This is a genomic window from Desulfonatronovibrio hydrogenovorans DSM 9292 (assembly GCF_000686525.1).
Taxonomy (GTDB): Bacteria; Desulfobacterota; Desulfovibrionia; order Desulfovibrionales; family Desulfonatronovibrionaceae; genus Desulfonatronovibrio; species Desulfonatronovibrio hydrogenovorans.
In genome coordinates this window covers 301,063-320,803 of record NZ_JMKT01000009.1, presented here as the reverse complement: position 1 = coordinate 320,803, position 19,741 = coordinate 301,063, and the positions used below count along the sequence as shown (strand labels likewise).

The 19,741-nt window shown below is 49.0% G+C and carries 18 protein-coding genes and 1 riboswitch; of the genes, 6 read left to right on the top strand and 12 right to left on the bottom strand.

The window, feature by feature from the left end:
• Positions 1-51: 51 nt before the first annotated feature.
• The 6 genes from P771_RS0106905 to mgtE form a co-directional block, all read right to left on the bottom strand.
• Positions 52-615 (bottom strand): GAK system XXXCH domain-containing protein, encoded by a 564-nt coding sequence (locus P771_RS0106905; protein ID WP_028574574.1) that lies wholly within the window; start codon positions 613-615, stop codon positions 52-54.
• Positions 616-755: 140 nt separating this feature from the next.
• Positions 756-1,190: an arsenate reductase ArsC gene (locus P771_RS0106900; RefSeq protein WP_208595949.1), complete on the bottom strand. Its 435-nt coding sequence runs from the start codon at positions 1,188-1,190 to the stop codon at positions 756-758.
• Between the two features lie 212 nt (positions 1,191-1,402).
• Entirely contained in the window at positions 1,403-1,867 is a 465-nt protein-coding gene (locus tag P771_RS0106895) for a universal stress protein (RefSeq protein ID WP_028574572.1), read from the bottom strand.
• 17 nt (positions 1,868-1,884) lie between these two features.
• On the bottom strand, positions 1,885-4,101 hold the full coding sequence (locus P771_RS0106890; protein WP_028574571.1) for a TRAP transporter permease: 2,217 nt from the start codon (positions 4,099-4,101) through the stop codon (positions 1,885-1,887).
• Between the two features lie 197 nt (positions 4,102-4,298).
• A complete protein-coding gene (locus P771_RS0106885) occupies positions 4,299-5,258 on the bottom strand; it encodes a TAXI family TRAP transporter solute-binding subunit (protein ID WP_051617173.1) in 960 nt (319 codons plus the stop codon).
• A gap of 289 nt (positions 5,259-5,547) precedes the next feature.
• Positions 5,548-6,981 carry a magnesium transporter gene (gene mgtE / locus P771_RS0106880; protein ID WP_028574569.1) on the bottom strand — a complete coding sequence of 478 codons (1,434 nt, stop codon included), beginning with the start codon at positions 6,979-6,981 and terminating at the stop codon, positions 5,548-5,550.
• A 334-nt stretch (positions 6,982-7,315) separates the two neighbouring features.
• Positions 7,316-7,378: riboswitch (Fluoride riboswitch) on the top strand.
• A 100-nt stretch (positions 7,379-7,478) separates the two neighbouring features.
• Here mgtE and crcB point away from each other — a divergent pair.
• Together crcB and P771_RS0106865 are read left to right on the top strand one after the other, a co-directional pair.
• A complete protein-coding gene (crcB, locus tag P771_RS0106870; protein WP_028574568.1) occupies positions 7,479-7,856 on the top strand; it encodes a fluoride efflux transporter CrcB in 378 nt (125 codons plus the stop codon).
• A gap of 20 nt (positions 7,857-7,876) precedes the next feature.
• Complete coding sequence (locus P771_RS0106865; RefSeq protein WP_051617172.1) at positions 7,877-8,539, top strand: flavodoxin family protein; 663 nt, start codon at positions 7,877-7,879, stop codon at positions 8,537-8,539.
• Here P771_RS0106865 and P771_RS0106860 read toward each other — a convergent pair.
• Positions 8,531-10,891 (bottom strand): SLC13 family permease, encoded by a 2,361-nt coding sequence (locus P771_RS0106860; RefSeq protein ID WP_028574566.1) that lies wholly within the window; start codon positions 10,889-10,891, stop codon positions 8,531-8,533. The two genes, P771_RS0106865 and P771_RS0106860, sit on opposite strands and share 9 nt — an antisense overlap.
• Positions 10,892-11,039: 148 nt before the next feature.
• Here P771_RS0106860 and pncA point away from each other — a divergent pair, with 148 nt between their 5' ends.
• Entirely contained in the window at positions 11,040-11,651 is a 612-nt protein-coding gene (gene pncA / locus P771_RS0106850; RefSeq protein WP_028574565.1) for a bifunctional nicotinamidase/pyrazinamidase, read from the top strand.
• Positions 11,648-13,213 (top strand): nicotinate phosphoribosyltransferase, encoded by a 1,566-nt coding sequence (locus tag P771_RS0106845; RefSeq protein ID WP_028574564.1) that lies wholly within the window; start codon positions 11,648-11,650, stop codon positions 13,211-13,213. The genes pncA and P771_RS0106845 overlap by 4 nt, the downstream gene beginning before the upstream one ends.
• 47 nt (positions 13,214-13,260) lie before the next feature.
• Here P771_RS0106845 and P771_RS0106840 read toward each other — a convergent pair whose 3' ends face one another.
• Entirely contained in the window at positions 13,261-14,121 is an 861-nt protein-coding gene (locus tag P771_RS0106840; RefSeq protein WP_161635949.1) for a formate/nitrite transporter family protein, read from the bottom strand.
• A 441-nt stretch (positions 14,122-14,562) separates the two neighbouring features.
• On the opposite strand from P771_RS0106840, the gene P771_RS0106835 reads away from it, so the two are divergent.
• Together P771_RS0106835 and P771_RS0106830 are read left to right on the top strand one after the other, a co-directional pair.
• The gene (locus P771_RS0106835; protein ID WP_028574562.1) at positions 14,563-15,636 is read left to right on the top strand and encodes a FecCD family ABC transporter permease; all 1,074 of its coding nucleotides are present in this window, start codon (positions 14,563-14,565) and stop codon (positions 15,634-15,636) included.
• A complete protein-coding gene (locus P771_RS0106830) occupies positions 15,633-16,388 on the top strand; it encodes an ABC transporter ATP-binding protein (RefSeq protein WP_028574561.1) in 756 nt (251 codons plus the stop codon). Before P771_RS0106835 ends, P771_RS0106830 begins: the two co-directional genes overlap by 4 nt.
• Positions 16,389-16,467: 79 nt before the next feature.
• On the opposite strand, the gene P771_RS0106825 is transcribed toward P771_RS0106830, so the two are convergent.
• The 4 genes from P771_RS0106825 to P771_RS0106805 all read right to left on the bottom strand — a co-directional run bounded on the left by P771_RS0106825 (position 16,468) and on the right by P771_RS0106805 (position 19,677).
• Entirely contained in the window at positions 16,468-17,061 is a 594-nt protein-coding gene (locus P771_RS0106825) for a superoxide dismutase (RefSeq protein WP_028574560.1), read from the bottom strand.
• Between the two features lie 37 nt (positions 17,062-17,098).
• The gene (locus P771_RS16780; RefSeq protein ID WP_035244003.1) at positions 17,099-17,539 is read right to left on the bottom strand and encodes a host attachment protein; all 441 of its coding nucleotides are present in this window, start codon (positions 17,537-17,539) and stop codon (positions 17,099-17,101) included.
• Positions 17,540-17,875: 336 nt separating this feature from the next.
• Entirely contained in the window at positions 17,876-19,183 is a 1,308-nt protein-coding gene (locus P771_RS0106810; protein WP_028574559.1) for a TRAP transporter large permease, read from the bottom strand.
• Entirely contained in the window at positions 19,180-19,677 is a 498-nt protein-coding gene (locus tag P771_RS0106805) for a TRAP transporter small permease subunit (protein WP_028574558.1), read from the bottom strand. The genes P771_RS0106810 and P771_RS0106805 overlap by 4 nt, the downstream gene beginning before the upstream one ends.
• Positions 19,678-19,741 lie beyond the last annotated feature (64 nt).

Here is a 19,741-nt window from a genome sequence, read left to right as displayed (position 1 = left end):
ACAAGTGTTCCGGACAGAAATTTTTCAAGGGATACTGCAGGACGTTTATGTTCACTTGAAACGGTCATGGCAGTGTTTCATCTGCCCGACAAAATTTTTAAAAGCAGTATTCAGGGCTTGAAGGTCATTTAATTTGTGGCTCTCTTCTAGCTGCTGAACAATTTCCAGAAATTCAGGATAGTACTCGTCACCGTAGCCTTGAAAACTGGTCATTGCCCTGGAGTCCTCCAACAAAGTCAGCAGATCCTGATGACGGGGCATCTGGTTTAGCTTCAGGCTCTGATGAACGGTCTTCAAGGTCTGTTTCATTCTTTTTTTCAGTTTTTTATAGGGAAGGTCAGTTTTTTGATCAACCTCTGGTTCAACCGGCTCATCATCAAGATCAAAGTCCATCTCCACATCAGTTGCTGGTTCGGTTTTCAGCTTGGTCTTGACCATGACCCGACTCTGCTGATTTTTAAAGGTGATCTTGATTTTCTTTATTTCGTCCCATTCAAAGGATTCACCGTCTAAAACCAGTTCACCTCCCTGGATCCCGGAGGCCAGCTGTTTCAAAAAGTCCGAAGTCTCCTTGCTGGTCATGACCTGGTTGATTTTTTTCTTTTTCTTATCCATAAGCTTATCCTTTTGCTGATGAAATGTCTCTGGACTCGGTCTGGATAAGGGGGTCTACCCGGGTTAAGTATAGTAAGCAGAACTGCCCCGGCAGCAAGTAGCCACTACTCTGGCTTCATGGAATAAAAGAAGATCCAGGCTTATTGTTCCAGGGTTTGAGGGAGGTTTGTCACAAACTGCCTGATCTCATCCCTGACTCTTCTGTAGTAACCAAGGGCTTCTTCTTCGCTGGGGGCATTTTTCGCCAGAAAAGGGGGATCATCAAAGCCCACATGTTTCTTTTTGGTCGGTCCGGGAAAAAGAGGGCAGCTTTCTCTGGCATGATCGCAGAGGGTAATGACATAGTCAAAATCAGTTTTTTCCAGCTCCTCTACCAGCTTGGACCTGCTGGAAGAGATATCGATTCCCTGTTCAGCCATTACCTGGATGGCCCTGGGGTCTACTTTGCTCTTGGCAACTCCTGCAGAATAGGCCTGCAGCTTATCACCATGCAGATGATTGGTCCAGGCCTCTGCCATCTGGCTTCGGCATGAGTTGCCTGTGCACAGGAAAAGTATCTGTTTTTTAGCAATCATGTTCTTCTCTCAAGGGTCTGGGTTGTAAAATGTTAATGGCTTATAACCAAATAAGTTTACAGTCTGATGTCATTTACAATGAATCTGAAAAAAAATCCAGGCAGGGCCTGGTAACAGATCTTTTAATTGGCTTAAACAAGAGAACCCCTGAAAAGGGGTTCTCTTGGGAGTCTTTTTACCTGGACCCGGGAGGTTTTCAGTCTTGTGAATTATTACCTCACACACACGAATCGGTCATCAAATTCGGACCTGACCACAAGGACCGAGCATTTGGCATAGCGGACAACTCTGGAGGCATTGGATCCGATCAAATAGTCCTGAATCTTCATCCTCTGGGCAGGCATGATGATCAAGTCGGCATTAACCTTTTCAGCCATTTTAAGGATCCTTCTGTAGACCGTACCCTGGGCCACCAGGTGCTGAACATTGATGTCATCCGGAATATTCTTGTTGACCAGCTCATGCAGGTAAGTTTCCGCCTCTGAGACAATCTTATCCTCGGTTTCAGTAGGGAAGTAGTAACCGACAATGGGCATTCCAACATCAGGGACTACCGTTAATACATGGAGCTGGGCATCATAAACCCTGCATAGTTCTATGGCCTTATGAAGAGCCAGGGTACGGGGGCGTTCATCTTCCTCTTGCAGGTCAATGGGAATCAGGATGTGTTTAAACATTAGTTTTCCTCCAAAATCTAGCTTTTCTGAAAAAGTAGCCTCTGTTTCTTTAGTTTATATTTCTGATAGAAGAAAATTGCAAAGTAAATCATCACCCCTGTAATCTGGAGTCCGACCCTGCCCATGGGTACGTAGGATTCAAATATCCCTGGTCTAAGCACCGTAATGGTGTTGAACAGAAGAACGATCCTTAGAATCCATGAACATCTGGTTACCAGAAAGCCCTGCAGGGCTGAGGCAAAGGAGAACATGGCAATGAGGCCGGAAAAGAATATCCAGCTGATATAAAAGTAGTTGTCAATCCAGATAGGTCTGCCTGTCTCTGTTACTCCGCTTATCATGAGCAGTTCCGTATTGAACAGAAAAATAAAGGGCAGGATGGCGGTGCGCAGATCATAGGTGAATCCCTGGATACCGGTCTTGATGGGGTCGGTCCTGGCAATGGCAGCACCGGCATAGGCGGCCAGACCTACCGGCGGTGTGTCATCAGCCAGGATACCATAGTAGAACACGAATAAATGGGCTGCAATCAAGGGAAACACCAGACCGGCGTCTGCGCCTAAATGCACGATGACCGGTGCGGTCAGGGTGGCCATGATGATATAGTTGGCCGTGGTGGGCATGCCCATACCCAGGATCAGACTGGTCATGGCAGTCAGGATGAGCATCAGGACAACATTGCCCATGGCCAGAGTATCAATTACATTAATGAACCTGCCAACCAGACCGGTGATGGTCACTACTCCCACGATAATTCCGGCAGTGGCAGTTGCCACGCCAACAGAAATCATGTTTCTGGCACCGCTTATGAGTCCGGACCAGATATCCTGGATTCCAGCCAGAAATGATTTCCCGATAAAAGCTGCTAAATTGATATTAGGATCCAGGGTTCCGGCTCTTTTATGGGCACCAAGGCTTAGAAAGGCAATGATGGGCCTTTGAATGATCATTATGACCAGCAGTGACTGGATGGCCATCATGGCTGAGGCAATGGGCGAGCGCCTGAAGATCACCAGGTAGGTGAGGAGAAAGGCCAGGGGTATGATGAAGTGACACCCTCGAAGGAGAGTTTTTAAAAATTTGGGCAGTTCATTCTTGGGAATGGCCTTGAGCCCAAGCTTCAGGGCTTCCAGATGTACTACATAAAAAAGTGTCAGGTAGGACAGAAGAGCTGGAATAAGGGCTGCCCTGATGACATCCAGATAGGGCATGCCGATGATTTCGGCCATGATAAAGGCGGCTGCGCCCATGATGGGCGGCATGAGCTGGCCATTGGTAGAGGCAGCGACTTCCACGGCAGCAGCCTTGTGGGGTGGAAAGCCGACTCTTTTCATGAGAGGAATGGTAAAGGTACCAGTGGTTACGGTATTGGCAATGGATGAGCCAGACACCATGCCTGTCATTCCAGAGGCCAGGACCGCTGCCTTGGCTGGACCGCCGCGGTATGTACCCAGAGCTGAAAAGGCTACGTCAATAAAATATTTGCCTCCCCCGGCCTTATCCAGCAGTGCCCCAAAGAGTACAAAAAGAAACACAAAATCTGTTGCCACTCCCAAGGGAACACCGAAGATCCCGGTGGTACTCAGATACATGTCGCTGATGATGAAATCCATGGGCAGCCCCCTGTGTCGGAGAACCTCCGGCAAATAAGGGCCAATAAAGTTATAGGATAGAAAAATCAGGGCCAGGATAGCCAGAGCCGGACCAAGGGACCTTCTGGCTGCTTCCAGAAGGAGAATGATCAGGATAATGCCCATGATTATGTCAGTAGTGTTGGGCATGCCCTGTCTGTACACCAGGTTATCATAATCCCACCAGATATAAAGGGCTGCCCCTGCTCCCAGGATTGCAAAAATGATATCGTATATTGGAATGTATCTTCGGTTGGAACGTCTGGTAAAGCTGGGAATGACCTTGGAGGTCCAGTTGACCCAGATGGGAGGACTGTGTTGCTTGTAAGCCGGGTAGGCCAGAAAAGCCAGACAGATGGCAAAGGCCAGATGCCAGGCCCTGGCAATATGCGAATTAATGGGATCATAAGCGATCATCAGCTGATATCCGGACCAGGCCAGACATATGACAATAATCAGTGACTTGGCTATAATATTTTTAGGATCTCTAGCTCCGGCCTCGGTCATCATTACGATGTCCTGGGCTGCCTGCCTGGTGGATTCTTTTCTTTCTTCCTTGAGGTTATTCTGGCTGTTGTTGGAAGCGCTGGTGTCTACCTGCATGGCTTTTTCCTGGGTCATTGGCTGTTGATCAAGTATTTGATAAGTATCTGCAAGTCAGAAAGGCGACAGGAGTTGCAAGCTGAAGGTTAGAGCCATCCATGCTAGTGATGGCCAGAACCTTGAACTGGCAGACTAAATCGCCAAGTCATTGTCCATTAAACCGACGCCCGGATCTGTCCGGGCGTCGGAGCGAAAGGTTACATCCAGCCCTGTTCTTTGAAGTATTTCTCAGCTCCAGGATGCAGAGGAGCTGAAAGGCCTTGGAGCATTTCCTCAACCACCAGGTTGCGGAAAGCTGCATGGGAAGCCTTGAGCTCATCAAGGTTTTCAAAAACTGTCTTGACCATATCGTAGACTACTTCATCGGATACGCTTTCGCTGGACACGACAGTAGCTGTCACTGCGTAGGTTTCAATATCCTGATCAACACCGCGGTATGTGCCGGCAGGAATGCTGGTCATGATATAATAGGGTCTTTCTTCAACCATTTTCTTGATGCCAGGAGCATTGATGGGAATCATGCGGATGTCCACAGACGTGGCCGGCTCTTCAATGGCGGCACTGGGATTGCCCACAGTATAGAAAAAGGCGTCGATATTACGGTCTACCAGAGCCCTGGAAGCCTCATGCTGCTGGAGTCCCTCGGCCCGGAAATCCTTGGTGTGGTCCAAACCATAAATGCGCAGAACATCCATGGCATTTCCGCGCTGTCCAGAGCCGGGATTGCCGATGTTTACTCTTTTGCCCCTGATGTCTTCAACTTTTTCTATACCGGTGTCCTTACGGGTGACCAGCATAACAGTCTCAGGATGCATGCTGAACAGGCTGCGCAGGGAGGTGATGGGGCGGCCATCCCAGTCAGCTGAACCATTGAAGGCCTGCCAGTTGCGGTCAGACTGGGCAACACCAAAGTCGAATGCCCCACGTTCCAGGGCATTGATGTTGAATACTGACCCACCAGTGGGCCTGCCTATGAAGTTGTACTTGTCTCCCTGGTACTTGTTCATGATGTTGCTTATCTGGAGAGCTACCTGATAATAGACTCCGGTTATGGACGCACCACCGAACAGGATGTCCTGTTTGGCCTTGGCCTGGGGTGCGGACAGGGCCAGGCCCATAATGACCGCCAACGTAATAAAGATTTTTTTCCCGAACATGATCATACCTCCTGTATAACGATTTGGTTTGACTGATGGTTAACAAAGCTGTCCATTACCATATCCTTATATTATGCCCCAGATCATGTTTTTTTGTCAAACTACAATTATGAAAGTTTCTGCCAGGATAGCAAGTATGGGCTCCTTGGACACGGCAAGAAAAAGGTTTTTTGGGCAGGTGTTCAAGGTGGCTGAGAAATAAAGAAGAAGCTGGCTTTACCAAAATTGATTATTCTGTCATCCGGACCGTATTGTGCACAACTGGTCCGGATGACATGGAGTCCATGAGTCAGGTCACAGCGTGGATGTTCAGCAGCCAGGTTGCAATGCTGAAGTAAATGATGATTCCGCCCACATCAGCAATAGAGGTGATCAGGGGAGCGCTGGCTGTAGCAGGATCCATATTGAATTTGGTCAAAAGAAAGGGAAGCAGGCAGCCCACAAGACTTCCGAACAGAACAACGGCCATCATGGTCAGGGCAACAACTACAGCCACTTCCGGGCCTGCCCTGAACACGCCGATGAATGAAACTGCCAGAGCCATACCTACTCCGAGGATCATGGCAATGCCCACTTCCCGGCTCAACAGCTTGACCCAGTCCTTGGTCTGCACATCACCAGTGGCAATAGCCCTGACCATGAGGGTTGCGGATTGGGCTCCAGCATTCCCGCCGCTGGCGATCAAAAGGGGCAGGAAAAAGACCAAAGCCACCACTGCCTGGATGGTGTCTTCAAAAAAAGCTATGCCTGCTCCAGACAAAAGGTTGACAAAAACCAGGGCCAAAAGCCAGGGCAATCGTTTCTGGATAAGCAGCCAGGGACTGACCTTGAGAAAGTTTACACCGGTTATGCTTTCTCCATGCCCTGAAATCGATCCCATCTTATGGAAGTCTTCAGTAGCTTCTTCTTCCAGGATGTCATGCACATCATCAAAGGTAACAATCCCCACAAGCTTATCGTTTCCATTGATGATGGGCATGGCCATGAGATCGTACTTGGCCATTATGTCGGCAATTTCTTCGGCTTCATCCTCTGCCCGGCCGAATATGGGCTGGGAGTTCATGATATCTTTCACTTTCACCCCGGGTGATGCCACCAGAAGTTCCCTCAGGGAAACCACTCCTATCAACCGGCGGTCCTGGTCAATGACAAAGGACTGGTAGATGGTTTCCTTGTCAGGAGCTTCCATACGCAGCTTATCCATGGCCTCCTTGGCAGTGATATCCGGCTGCAGGGCACAATAATCTGAAGTCATGACCGAACCGGCCGTGTCCTCAGGGTATGAAGCCAGCTTTCGGATATCCTCTCTTTCGGCCTGGGCCAGGGCGGGCAGGATTTCTTCCTGCTGTTCAGGTGAGAGCCGGTTGAAAAGATCAGCCCGCTCGTCATGGGACATGGCACTGACTATCTTGGCCAGTTCTTTTCTTCCCAGGATCTTGGCCATCCTGGCTTCAAATGATGCTGGGAGATAGTTGAATATTCTGGCCTGATCACTGATATCCAGGTGTTTTATCAGACTGCAGGCCTTGTCAGGGGGAAAAAACTCCAAAACCTGAGCTGAGTCTGCTGGATGCAGACGCATGAAAAAATCCCGCAGGATTCCCTGGTTTTTTTCGGCCAGGTATTGTTCAAGCCTGGAGACTAGTTCCTTTCGGCTGGAGCCCTCATCAGACAGGGCAGCATTGATAAAATCTTGCTCTTCTATCAGAATTTTTTCGGTCATGGTCTGTCTCCTTTGCACCGCCCTTGAGGCGGCAAAAGAGAAGCAGACCGGCTGGATCAGGAAGGATCTGCTGCGGAGGCCGCCCTTATGGGCAAGGAAATAATGGCGTCAATAGTTGAAATGGAATAAAAATTTGGTTTAATTTCTAATAAACCACTACTCGGAAGGTCCATTTTTTTAATTCAACCTCTTTTAAAAAATGAATATTGTCGGCATAAAATAGTGGCAGCCGTTTTAAAAACTCAACAAAATTAATCAAAATTATACTCAATTGTCAATGTATTTCTATTTCAGTCCATTGACATGATCATGACTTTCCTGTTTTAATTTAGTTGGGTAATCCGGGGATGGGGTCCCCCTTTAACTGCGACTTCAAGCTGATGACTCCTGCTGTCTTCAGGCTCCCTATTTGGGTCAGCCTGGGAAAGCGGGTGTGCCTAAAGCCGCGCCTGCTGGTGCGGCTTTTCTGTTTCTGTAACTGATTAAAGGGGTTAACCATGTATCGACAAATTTTTTTCCTGGCTTTAGCAGGAGCCGGAGGAACTCTGGCCAGATATTGGCTGTCCAATGCCGCTCACCTGCTCCTGGGGCGAGGATTTCCCTTTGGAACCATGGCTGTGAACATTCTGGGCTGCTTTATTTTCGGGATACTGTGGTCCATGGCTGAGACCAGGAATTTTATCGGCCAGGAGATGAAAATCATCATTCTAGTGGGTTTTGTTGGTTCTTTTACTACTTTTTCCACCTTTATTTTTGAAAGTAACGATCTGATCCGTGCCGGACAATGGTTTTTTCTTATTTTGAACTCGGTGGGTCAGTGTGCAGCAGGGCTTGTGGCCCTGTGGATGGGCATTGCCATGACCAGGCTGATTTAAAAATTTTCAATGGAGTATGCATGAATTTCATTCACCAGGATTTGAAGAAAAAAATTTCGTCTTCCTGTCCAGAACCCAGGGTCCTGGGCGTTGGGGCCAGTCCCAGGAAGGGAGGCAATTCCGATTTATTGTTACATGAAGCGCTTAAGGGTGCAGGAGAAAAAAAGATCCGGACAGCTGCACTTCAACTACGGAACTTGAAATTCAGCCCTTGTATTGGATGCGAAAAATGCAGAAAAGAAAAGATCTGTACCGGCCACATGGATGGCATGTCCCTGGTTTATCCGGCTGTGTACCAGTCCCTGGGTCTGGTTTTGGTATCTCCCACCCATAACTACAATATCACGGCCTGGATGAAAGCCTTTATTGACCGGCTGTACTGTTTTTACGACTTTGAAGACACCAGGCCCAGACAATGGTCTACCAGGCTGTCCGGCCATAATCGAAAAGCATTGCTCATTGCCATTGCTGAACAGGAAGCTGAGTTTGACATGGGCTTTACTCTGGATGCCATGCAGCGTCCTTTGGAAGCCCTTGGTTATGATATTGTTGGTAGGCTGCCGGTCTTTGGAATATTTGACCGGGCCGGGGTTAACAAAGATAGGGAAGTACTTGCCAGAGCCAGAATGCTTGGTCTTGAACTGGCCGGGGCACTGTCCTCTCAGAAGACCGGATCAGACTGATTGAAAAGGCCAAAGTACAGGCAGAAAGAACATCAGGATGACCAAAACAACCATGGTCAAAGGGACCCCAAGCTTGATATAGTCCATGAATCTGTAGCCACCCGGGCCCATCACCAGGACGTTGGCCGGATGAGAAATTGGGGTCATGAAACTGGCCGAGGCAGCCATGGACATGGCCATCATCATTGGGTACGGTGATACACCCATGTCAGCAGAAGTGCTCAGGACAATGGGAACCATAAGCACCACAAGGGCTGCCGTAGGGATGACGCAGGTGGCGGCAAAAGTCATGACCACCATGCCAAACATTACTGCCAGCGGTCCATAAGGGCCGACCAGAGTAACTATGTTTTCGGCGATAAGCCTGGCAGCACCGGTCTGGTCCAGAGCTACGCCCAATGGCATCATGCCGGCAATGAGAAATATGGCTTTCCATTCTATGTAACGATAAGCCTCTTCCATGGTCAGACACTTTGAAAGGACCATCAGGGATGCACCGCAGACAGCAGCGATGCTTATGGGAAGCCAGCCCATAATAACCGGGAAAAGAACACTTGCCATAATCATCACAGACACAGGAAGTTTGCTGGTCCGCAGTTTGGCCTGAGCCGATTCGGTGAGTACCAGGAAGTCGGGCTCTTTGCCTAGAACCTTAAGCTTTTCCCTGGACCCGTGGGTAAGAATGGCGTCACCCAGGCGCAGGGGAATATCCCGAATGCCGCTGAAAATTGCTTTTCCTTCCCGCCAGATGGCCAGGACTGTCAAGCCATGTTTTTCCCGAAAGTTTATCTGGCTGAGTGTTTTGTTAATCAGGGTGGTATGAGGAGAAAGCATTACCTCCATCAAGCCGACCTTCTCATTTTCAATGCCTTGGACATAATCAGCTTCTGCAGGACTGACATCCAGCTTTGCCATAAGCTTGAGGAAGGCCAGCCGTTCTCTGGCTCCTGTGATGATGAGCATGTCTCCGGGAGCAAGGACAGTATCCGGATCAGGTTTGAGAACCCTGGTCTTATTGCGGACGATCAGAATTACTCGCATGCCAAGGGTGTTTCCCAGCCCGCTTTGGCCCAGGGTTCTGCCGGCAAGAAAGGTTTCTTCCGGAACCTTCATGGCCAGAAGTTGATCAGCCTGTCTTAGTTGTTGCTCAAGGACCCCTGAAACCGGAACTTCCTTCAGCACCAGGTTTTCATCATTACCGGCCTTTGTCAGGGACTGGCTGTCACCAATAACCAGGACAGTTTCTTTTCCAGTCACGACCAGATCCTGCAGTTCAGTCTGTGTTCCTTCCTGGTCGGAATAAAAGGCAAGAATGGTCAGCCCGTGCCTGGAATACAGGTCAAGGTCTAGAAGTCTTTTTCCTATGACAGGCGAATCAGGTTTTATGGTTATCTCGGCTATCTTGTACTGACTGAGAACAAGTTTCAGCATATTGTGATCAGGTTCATCAGCCTGAAGTCCGCTCCAGTCGAGTATTTCCCTGACCAGGTCTTCCCGTCCGCCGCAGACAAGAATGTCCCCAGGCTGGATTAAGGTGGACGGAGGCGGGGCCAGCAGGGACTGTCCATGTCTTGTTATGCCCAGAACAGTTATACCCAGAACCTCGCCCAGCCTGCTCTGGATCAGATTTTTCCCGGCTAGATAGGAGTCCCTGGGGACCCTGAGGTTGAGAAGGTGGTTCTTGATGTCGTACTGACTGGTCAGGTCCGCTTGGGGAATGCCGGCTGAGCCTGCCAGGCTCTTGGATGGAAGAAAGTGTCTGCCGAAAAAACTTAGAAAAATAATTCCGCCCACCATGATTGTTCCGCCGATGGGAGTGAAGTCAAACATGGAAAAAGGAGTCAGGTTATTATCTCGCAGGGCCTCGCTGACCAGTATGTTTGGAGGGGTCCCGATCTGGGTGGTCAACCCCCCTAAAAGACAACCATAAGCCAGAGGCATCAAAAGCCGAGACGGCGAATGCCCTGTTTTTCTGGTGATGTCCATTATCACCGGCAGCAGCAGCGCAGCTACTGCCACGTTGTTCATAAAGGCGGACATGACCCCGGAACTGATCATGATCAGGATGATCAGCCTGGCTTCTCCTTGGCCTGAAAAGCGCATGACCTGCCTTCCTATTGCGTTGGCCACACCGGTTTGAGTGAGACCGCCGCTAAGAATAAAAACAGCCCAGACCGTGACCACTGCCGGGCTGCTGAATCCGGACAGGGCTTCTGAATAACTTACCAGTCCGGTGATGGCCAGACTGCTAAGAACCAGCAGGGCTGTGGCCTCCATGGGTATGACTTCAGTTACCAAAAGAAAAACTGCTATGAGCAGAATAACAAGAACCAGAGCTATTTCTAGGGTCATAGAGTCATCTCAGGGTATGGTTGATGGAAATTGAAGGGTCCATTTTGATCTGGTCTTGACTACAGGGGTATTATTACTTGAAAATGCAGAAAAAGGAAAGATGAGTTGACCGGTTTGGTCATGAAAGTCCGCAATATTGGGAGGTCTCATGAAAGCCTTGATCATGGTTGATATCCAGAATGATTTTTGTCCAGGAGGTTCCCTGGCAGTGCCTGGCGGGGATGAAATAATTCCTGTGGTCAATAAAATTCAGGACAGGTTCGAGCTCATTGTTGCCACTCAGGACTGGCATCCCAGGGAGCATGTCAGCTTTGCCTCGACGCATGGCAAGAAAGCTGGTGAAACCATTGAAACTGCTGCAGGAACACAGATGCTCTGGCCTGAGCACTGTGTGCAAGATACCTGGGGGGCGGAGTTTCATCCAAAGCTTGATACAGCTCAAGTCCAGTTGGTAGTAAAAAAGGGGACAGAACCAGATATTGACAGTTATTCTGCTTTTTTTGACAATCAAAAACTGAAATCCACCGGCCTGGACAGGTTTCTGGCTGAAAATAAGGTGGATTCAGTCTATATTGTCGGCCTGGCAACAGATGTCTGCGTTAAATTCACTGCGTTGGATGCTGCAGATCTGGGATTAGTGACTTATGTCATCAAAGATGCATGTCAGGGAGTGGATCTGAATCCAGGGGATGTCGACAGGGCATACGCAGATATGCTAACCAGAGGGATAAAGGTCCTTAGCAGCAAGGAATTAAAATGAATCAGGAACAGAAAAAAATAGCCACGGGCATTCTCTATACTGACCAGTATCAGCTGACCATGGCTCAGTTTTATTTTCAGATGGGGCTGCATAAAAATGAGGTTCAATTTGAGTATTTCTTTCGGAAATATCCTGACTACGGTTCCCACAAGGCTGGCTACTGCATCTTTGCCGGACTTGAATGGCTTTTGGACTGGATGGGTGATGTCAAGTTCAGAGACCTGGAACTGGACCTGCTGAAAAATCAGAAGTCCTCATCAGGCAAGCCCTTTTATGATCCGTCCTTTCTGGCCTGGTTAAAGGATAACGGTTCGTTTGATCAGATTTCCATCAGGTCCATGTCTGAGGGTCGGGTCATTCATCCCAATGTTCCGGTTGCCGTGGTCCAAGGACCGTTTGCCATGGCCCAGATCCTGGAGTCCTCCCTGTTGAACCACCTGAATTATCAGTCTCTGGTAGCCACCAGAGCTTCCAGAATCCGCCAGGCCGGCCGGAATAGGGTAGTGCTGGAATTCGGCATGCGCAGAGGGCAGGATCTGGGAGCCAATGCCGGAGCTAGGGGAGCCCTGATCGGTGGTGCAGATTTTACCTCCAATGTAGGTATTTCCCATGTGCTTGGCTTTCCTCCCAAAGGGACCCATGCCCACAGCATGATCCAGGCATTCATGGCTCTTGGGTATTCTGAACTTGATGCCTTCAGGGCCTTTGCTCAGGTTTATCCGGATGATTGCGTGCTCCTGGTGGACACGCTCAATACTCTGGAAAGTGGTGTGCCCAATGCCATAAAGGTGTTTGAAGAACTCAAGAAAAAAGGACATGAGCCAAGGGGAGTCCGGATAGATTCCGGGGATCTGGCCCATCTAAGCGTTCTGGCCCGCAAAATGCTTGATGCCAATGGCTTTTCCAAGACCTTCATCACCCTTTCCAATCAGCTGGATGAAATGGTCATCACCCAGATTATCAACCAGATCATTGAAGAAGCACCGAGTTACGGGGTTGATCCTGACCATGTAGTTAACCGCCTTGTCTTTGGCGTTGGAACCAGGATGCTGACTTCATCTGGGCAGTGCGCCCTGGATGGGGTATACAAACTTACTGCCATAAAAAAGAACCAGGTCTGGAAACCAGCCATTAAAATTTCTGAAACTCCGGCCAAGACCATCAACCCGGGATTCAAGAAAAACTGGAGAATCTACGACCAGAGGGGTAAAGCTACAGTGGATCTCATTTGCCTGGACCATGAGCGCCCGGATCAAGAGGAGTCCATCTTTCTCCATCATCCAGTGGAGGCTCAGACTTATCGAAGTCTGAACCGATCAGGAATCTCCAGGATTGAATGTCTTCTTAAAGAGGTGTTTTTAAAAGGCAGACCCTGCAGGGAACACCCTAGCATTGACCGGATCAGGAAGATCAGGGATGCTGACCTGAATCATCTTGATCCCGGCGTCAAAAGACTCATCAATCCTCACATCTACCATGTATCCTTAAGCCGTGAGCTCTGGAATCTTAAGCAGGCAATGGTCAGGTCCAGGCAAAAGACTCATGAAAACCACCAAGTATAGCATTTAATAACAAGCTGATCTCTGACATGGGTCATCCCCTGGCCGGATCATTTTTTAAGGCTGTTTTTCCGCAGATAAATGAAATAATAGACCAGGGCTATCAGGACGCCGCCACCCACGATATTTCCGGAGGCAACAAGACTTAAACTGAATAGTGCCTCTGTCACGCTGATATCAACTCTTTGCACCCCATCTTTCTTTATCAAGCCGGCCAGAACAGCCAGGAGCATGTTGAACATATTGCCGGTACAGTGTTGAAATCCTCCTGCATATACTGCTGATATCGGGAGTATCATCCCTAGGGTCTTGTCGGTGACTGTCCTTCCGGCCATGGCCACCCATGCAGCCGTGCAGAGCAAAAGGTTTCCAAGCACACCCTGAAAAAATATCTGGACCGGAGTATATGAAAGCCGGTCAGAGCTGATGTTGAGAGCTGTTTCAATCAAAGCACCCCCATGAGCACCGGACTGACCAGAAAGAATGAACATGATTACTACTCCGGCAACTCCAACAGCATTGGCAAGCAGGACCAGGCTCCAATTCCGGATCAGATCCAGGGAGGAGATCTTTTTCGAAGCCCAGCTCATGACCAGAAGGTTATTGGTGGTAAACACTTCTGTCCCAGCCAGCATGGCCAGCATGTATCCCATGGAGAAGAAAATTGGACTGAGGATGGCTGCACTTCCTTGGCTTAATAAGGGGTTGCCCAGGACCACCAGCTGATACATGGCACCAAGGGAAACAAAACCGCCCCCTAGAATGCCCAGCATCAAAGTAGTTGTTACTGGAAGTTTAGCCTTTTTGGCCCCGACATGTTCCACCCGATGAGCAATTTCTTCTGGAGAATAAGCGTCCAATCCGAAAACAGGCAGTTTAGATTTGTCGTTCTTAGCTTGATCATCTGTCATGTTGCTTCCCTTTTTCAGCATCAGTCTGGACTTTGTTTTTTCCTTGATCAGGCCCTTTGGTCAAACAGGTATGGCCAGCTCATTCTGCCTGTCAGTGGCGAAATTTGATAGCAATATTTTATCATCTTCGCCGTAAGACCCCTTCACCTGCCACGATGAAAGCGTGGTTCAGGGAGAGTAGGATGTCAACATCAGTCAAATATGCATCTTGGAACTGGCCATATCTTTGGGTAAATTAATGCCGGGTGATGCCGAAAGACTGATCTCTTTGATTGCTCAATGTGACATGGATCTGAGGCATTGTGTTACTATTTTGGAAAAAATATTTTAATTTTGACATGATCCTGTTTCAATTATAATGAAACAGGTGCAAAGAAAACAATGTGGTTGGGCTTAGGCTTTGTATTCATCCATTAATTTCAATCCGAGCATAATTTTAACATGTCCCACTTTGAAAATGGTCGCAGCCCAGAGGAATACAACGCTTACATAGGGCGGAAATGCATATTCCTTTTCCTGCTTCTTGTACTCTGTATGTTTTTCTTTATCCTGGCAGTTTCTCTTGGTGCGGTTCGCATTCCAGCCCTGGAAGTAGTCAAGACTTTTTTTGGTTTATCTTCTGATCCCAGGTTTAACATAATCATCCTCAATATCCGACTTCCCCATGCCCTGGCTGCTTTGCTGGCCGGCGCAGGCCTGGCAGCTGCCGGTGCAGCCATGCAGTCAATCCTGCGTAACCCTCTGGGGTCTCCGTTTACCCTGGGTATTTCCCAGGCAGGAGCATTTGGAGCTGCTTTTGCGGTCATGATCATGGGCAGCGGAGTCATGCAGAGTACCCAGGTTGGGGCTGTAACCATTGCCAATCCATATTTAACGACCATCATCGCCTTTATATTCTGCATGATTGCTTCCATGGTCATCGTGGCCATAGCCAGGCTCAGGGGAGCAACCCCTGAGGTTATGGTTCTGAGCGGGGTGGCCCTGGGGTCACTTTTTGGGGCTGGTACGATGTTCCTCCAGTATTTTGCCGATGATGTTCAATTGGCGGCCATGGTCTTCTGGACCTTTGGAGATGTGGCCCGGGCCGGCTGGGGTGAGATCAGGATTATGGCGGCAGTGGTTGGCGTATCAGTGCTGTTCTTCATCTACAACCGCTGGAATTATAATGCCATTGATGCAGGGGACGAAACTGCCAAAGGCCTGGGAGTCAGGGTTGAAGTAGTCAGGATGGCCGGAATGATGGTAGCCTCCCTGGTTACTGCGACCATAGTTTCTTTCCTTGGAATCATTGGTTTTGTGGGGCTTATTTGTCCCCATATAGTCCGCAGAGTAATCGGGGATGATCACCGCTTTCTAATGCCTGCATCCTGCCTGACCGGCGGAATTTTGCTTCTGGCCTCGGATACCGTAGCCAGACTCATGCTTGCACCCCACGTTCTGCCGGTTTCAATTCTTACTGCTTTTCTAGGGGCCCCCACGTTCCTTTACCTGCTTATCAGGAGGAGGATCAGATGATCCTTGCCGTACGTGAGCTCTGTATTGGATATGACAGGTGTCTGGTTTTGCAGGATCTTGATTTCAGCGTTGATCCCGGGGAAATGCTGACTATCCTGGGACCGAATGGTGTGGGCAAGACAACCCTTTTAAAATGTGTCAATAGAATTCTGAACCCCAGCAAGGGCGTGATCATGGTTGAAGACGCCGATGTCTTCAGGATGAGCGCCGGAGAGATAGCCAGGCGGTTGGGTTATGTCGCCCAGAAAAGTGAAGCCGGACGGATGACTGCTTTTGACGCTATTTTACTGGGGCGAAAACCTTATCTTCGCTGGAAGGTTTCTGACCATGACCTGAGCATTGTGGACGCAGCCATCAAACGTATGGGACTGGAACACCTGGCTCTCAGGCATATCGATCAGATGAGCGGGGGAGAATTGCAAAAGGTGTGCATTGCCAGAGCTCTGGTGCAGGAGCCCACAGTCATTCTTCTGGACGAACCAACCAGCAGTCTGGATCTCAAGAATCAGCTGGAAATAATGCGGACCATCAAGATGGTGGTCAAGGGTCATGATATAGCAGCGGTCATGACTATGCACGACTTGAACATGGCCTTCAGGTTTACGGATAAGTTTCTGTTTTTAAAAAATGGCCGGGTGTTTCACCATGGCCGGGCTGCTGAACTGAAATCGAAAATGATCAAAGAAGTCTACGGGGTGGATGTGGATATTATTTCCCATGCCGGTCAGATGGTAGTCGTGCCCAGGGAGTAAAGATGCTTTCCGGTTTTTTTCAGGGTACTTTTTGATAAGGGAGCACCGGAACAAGGCTATGCCCGGCGCTCCTGAGTGATTAACTTAAGCCGGAATTGACAAATTCCCAATTGATAAGGCTGCTGATAAAGGTATCAATGTAGTCCGGCCGTCTGTTCTGATAATCCAGATAATAGGCGTGTTCCCAGACATCCATGGTCAAAAGGGGCTTAATGCCGTGGGCCAGGGGAGTGTCAGCATTAAGGGTCTTCATTACTTCCAGCTTGCCTCCCTTGAGCACCAGCCAGGCCCATCCGCTTCCAAACTGAGTCAGACCGGCATTTTTGAATTCTTCCACGAACTTTTCATATCCACCAAGATCCTGATTAATCTTTTCTGATACAGGTCCTGATGGTTTTCCTCCTCCACCCGGCTTCATGCAGTTCCAGTAGAATGTGTGGTTCCAGACCTGGGCTGCATTATTGAAGATCCCGGATTTGTCAGGAACACCTGCTGACTTCTGAATGATCGTTTCCAGGGATTCGCTGGCCAGATCAGTTCCTTGGATCAGCTTGTTCAGATTAACTACATAAGTGTTGTGATGTTTTCCATGATGAAACTCCAGGGTCTGGACACTGATATGAGGAGCCAGGGCGTCCTTGGAATAGGGCAGTTCAGGCAGGGTGAAACTCATGATTTCCTCCTTGTAAAAGTTATGGTTGTATAAGGTATTACATGTATTCAGGCAGTTGTTTTCTGATTTCTTCCATTTTAAGCTGGGTAACGTTTTTATCAACCTGGGCCAGCAACTTTTCTTTGGAATGATGGTCCAGCTCGGCCCTGAGCATGCCGAGCATGCTCGGCGGAGCCAGGATGTATAGTTTCTGGAATTCATTATTCCTTGCAGCCTTGTTCAAAATTCCAGCCAGAGACCTGGCAAACTGATGGGCTTCATGTTTTTTGGGATCAACCGAGGGGGCATAAGCAACCCGCTTTTCAGAATCCGCCACATGAGGGTTTCGTCCGGGACGGTCCTCCACCAGATCATGAACGCTTTTTCTTCCGGCTGGATGCACCATTGACTGGATTTCTTTTTCCAGGGCGGTGCGTTTAGTGGTTTCAAATAACCTGGCCCGGCTGTTGTCTGCTGCTAAAACCCAAATTTTCTCCATACAATTCCTCCTTATAATAAGGATTATCAGTTTAGGATTTCCTATTAACACTGATCTGCCTCTGACATCAAGGGTCAACTCCAGATCAGAAAAAATATTGGATAAATTACTAAAAGATACTGATTTCTGAATCTGTTAGCAGACAAAAAAGAAATTGAATTATAAATCAGAGTTTATGGCTGGTGGTCTGCTCAGAAGGGGATCCCGGCTGAAGGCTGATGAATTTAGCTGGGTTGTTTCAAGGCCGGGTTTTGATTCCCTGCTTTGTTAAGTTCTGGGTTCCAGTGTGCTGAGCCTTCAGTCAGAAGGTGACTTTGATCATGAAAATTCAGCAGATCAACCGCTGAAAAAACCTGGCAGAAAAAGGGCGATCTGAGGAAAAGCAGTCAGGATGGCGATGCAGGCCATTATAGTCAACAAATATGGCCAGGCTCCCCGGAAGATTGTCGTAACCGGGGTGTCATGGACTATCCCGGCCACAACATAAACATTGGCCCCTACAGGCGGAGTGATGACCCCCATGCCTACCACCAGGACAATGATCACCCCGAACCAGATGGGATCAAATCCTAATTGGACTGCAACAGGATAAAAAATGGGTATGGTCAGCAGAATCAGGGCCAAGGCATCAATAAAACAGCCCAGGATCAAATATATTAGCAGGATTACTGCCAGTACAGCTACCGGATGGATGGGCAGTTCAGCAGCCCACAGGGCCATGGTCATGGGAATGTTGGTCACTGCCAGGAATCGGCCAAAAACCGTGGCTCCAGCCACCAGAAACATGATCATGGCTGAAATACGGATGGAATCCCGCAATGAGTCAAAAAAACCCTTCCAGGACAGCTGACGCCGGACTACTGCCACAGCCAGGGTGGCTGCAGCTCCTACTGCTCCAGCTTCGGTAGGGGTGAAGAAGCCCATGAAGAGCCCCCCGATAACAGCCAGAAATATTAATATGACCTCTACTCCCCCGTTGAGCACAGCCTTAAGCTTTTTCTTCATGCTTACCCTGGGTCCGGTGGGTGCAAGCTTGGGATTTCTACGGACCATGACATAAGTGACCAGCATGAACAGGGTCATGAGCAGAACGCCTGGGAAGATCCCGGCCAGAAAAAGCCGGGCAATGGATTCACCGGTAGCTATGCCGTAGATGATAAAAATTACGCTCGGTGGGATCATTACTCCCAAAATGGCTGAAGAGGCCACCACAGAAGTGGCCAGGGAGCGGGAATAATTGTACCTCTTCATTTCCGGAACCGCCACAGCACTCATGGTGGCTGCTGTGGCGGTTGTTGATCCGCAAATAGCACCAAAGGCAGTGCTGGCGCCGATGGTAGCCAGGGCAAGTCCTCCTGGCAGGCTACCCATGACTTTGTAAGTTGCATCATAAATGCGTCTGCTTATTCCGGCATGGTAGGCAATATACCCCATCCAGACGAAAAGGGGAACCACGATCAGGGAGTAGGAAGCAAAAGTATTGTAAATGGATGAGGCGGCTATGGACAGGGCCGCTTCCGGAGAAATGAGATAAGCGTATCCGCCCACCCCGATGACCAGCATGACATAGGCAACCGGCATCCGGGAAATGATCAGGGTAAAAACAAGAACAACCGACAGAATTCCGACCTGGGTGGGAGTCACTTTATATTCCTTTTACCAATAAGAATGAGAACGGATTTAAGCAGTTCCAGCAAAGCGGTCAGGGCCAGCATCATGAGTCCGATGGCCACCAGGTAGTAAAAAGGGTAAAGCGGAATGCCCAGGGTCGAGGTTTCAAGGCTTCTTTTGGAAACCATGGTTCCGTATTTGATGAGGCCCCAGCCGATGGCTGAAATGAATATAAAAGAGACAAGACTGGTGAAAAGGTCGACAATTGCCTGTCCGGTCTTAGGAAGTTTATCCACCAAAAGGCTCACAGTAACATGTCCTCTGGTCATGGCACAATAAGCAGCCCCCATGGACAGGATGACAGCTCCCAAAAGTTCAACCAGTTCATAACTTCCAGGCAGGGGTTTCCACCAGGAGCGCATGATGATGTTGGCTACAATGACCAGCATGACCAGAACCAGAGCAGCCTGGGCCACCTGGGAGGTCTTTCTGGTCATGGCAAATATGAATTTTTCGAGTCTGGACATTTGAACATTCCAAATAAAAATGACTCCCCGAACCGACCATTGTCTGCAGCCGGTCCGGGGAAAT

Excerpts from the sequence above, each read along its gene's own strand:
- P771_RS0106905 (WP_028574574.1), bottom strand. The coding sequence starts at position 615 with ATGGATAAGAAAAAGAAAAAAATCAACCAGGTCATGACCAGCAAGGAG.
- P771_RS0106900 (WP_208595949.1), bottom strand. The coding sequence starts at position 1,190 with ATGATTGCTAAAAAACAGATACTTTTCCTGTGCACAGGCAACTCATGC.
- P771_RS0106895 (WP_028574572.1), bottom strand. The coding sequence starts at position 1,867 with ATGTTTAAACACATCCTGATTCCCATTGACCTGCAAGAGGAAGATGAA.
- P771_RS0106890 (WP_028574571.1), bottom strand. The coding sequence starts at position 4,101 with ATGCAGGTAGACACCAGCGCTTCCAACAACAGCCAGAATAACCTCAAG.
- P771_RS0106885 (WP_051617173.1), bottom strand. The coding sequence starts at position 5,258 with ATGTTCGGGAAAAAAATCTTTATTACGTTGGCGGTCATTATGGGCCTG.
- mgtE (WP_028574569.1), bottom strand. The coding sequence starts at position 6,981 with ATGACCGAAAAAATTCTGATAGAAGAGCAAGATTTTATCAATGCTGCC.
- crcB (WP_028574568.1), top strand. The coding sequence starts at position 7,479 with ATGTATCGACAAATTTTTTTCCTGGCTTTAGCAGGAGCCGGAGGAACT.
- P771_RS0106865 (WP_051617172.1), top strand. The coding sequence starts at position 7,877 with ATGAATTTCATTCACCAGGATTTGAAGAAAAAAATTTCGTCTTCCTGT.
- P771_RS0106860 (WP_028574566.1), bottom strand. The coding sequence starts at position 10,891 with ATGACCCTAGAAATAGCTCTGGTTCTTGTTATTCTGCTCATAGCAGTT.
- pncA (WP_028574565.1), top strand. The coding sequence starts at position 11,040 with ATGAAAGCCTTGATCATGGTTGATATCCAGAATGATTTTTGTCCAGGA.
- P771_RS0106845 (WP_028574564.1), top strand. The coding sequence starts at position 11,648 with ATGAATCAGGAACAGAAAAAAATAGCCACGGGCATTCTCTATACTGAC.
- P771_RS0106840 (WP_161635949.1), bottom strand. The coding sequence starts at position 14,121 with ATGACAGATGATCAAGCTAAGAACGACAAATCTAAACTGCCTGTTTTC.
- P771_RS0106835 (WP_028574562.1), top strand. The coding sequence starts at position 14,563 with ATGTCCCACTTTGAAAATGGTCGCAGCCCAGAGGAATACAACGCTTAC.
- P771_RS0106830 (WP_028574561.1), top strand. The coding sequence starts at position 15,633 with ATGATCCTTGCCGTACGTGAGCTCTGTATTGGATATGACAGGTGTCTG.
- P771_RS0106825 (WP_028574560.1), bottom strand. The coding sequence starts at position 17,061 with ATGAGTTTCACCCTGCCTGAACTGCCCTATTCCAAGGACGCCCTGGCT.
- P771_RS16780 (WP_035244003.1), bottom strand. The coding sequence starts at position 17,539 with ATGGAGAAAATTTGGGTTTTAGCAGCAGACAACAGCCGGGCCAGGTTA.
- P771_RS0106805 (WP_028574558.1), bottom strand. The coding sequence starts at position 19,677 with ATGTCCAGACTCGAAAAATTCATATTTGCCATGACCAGAAAGACCTCC.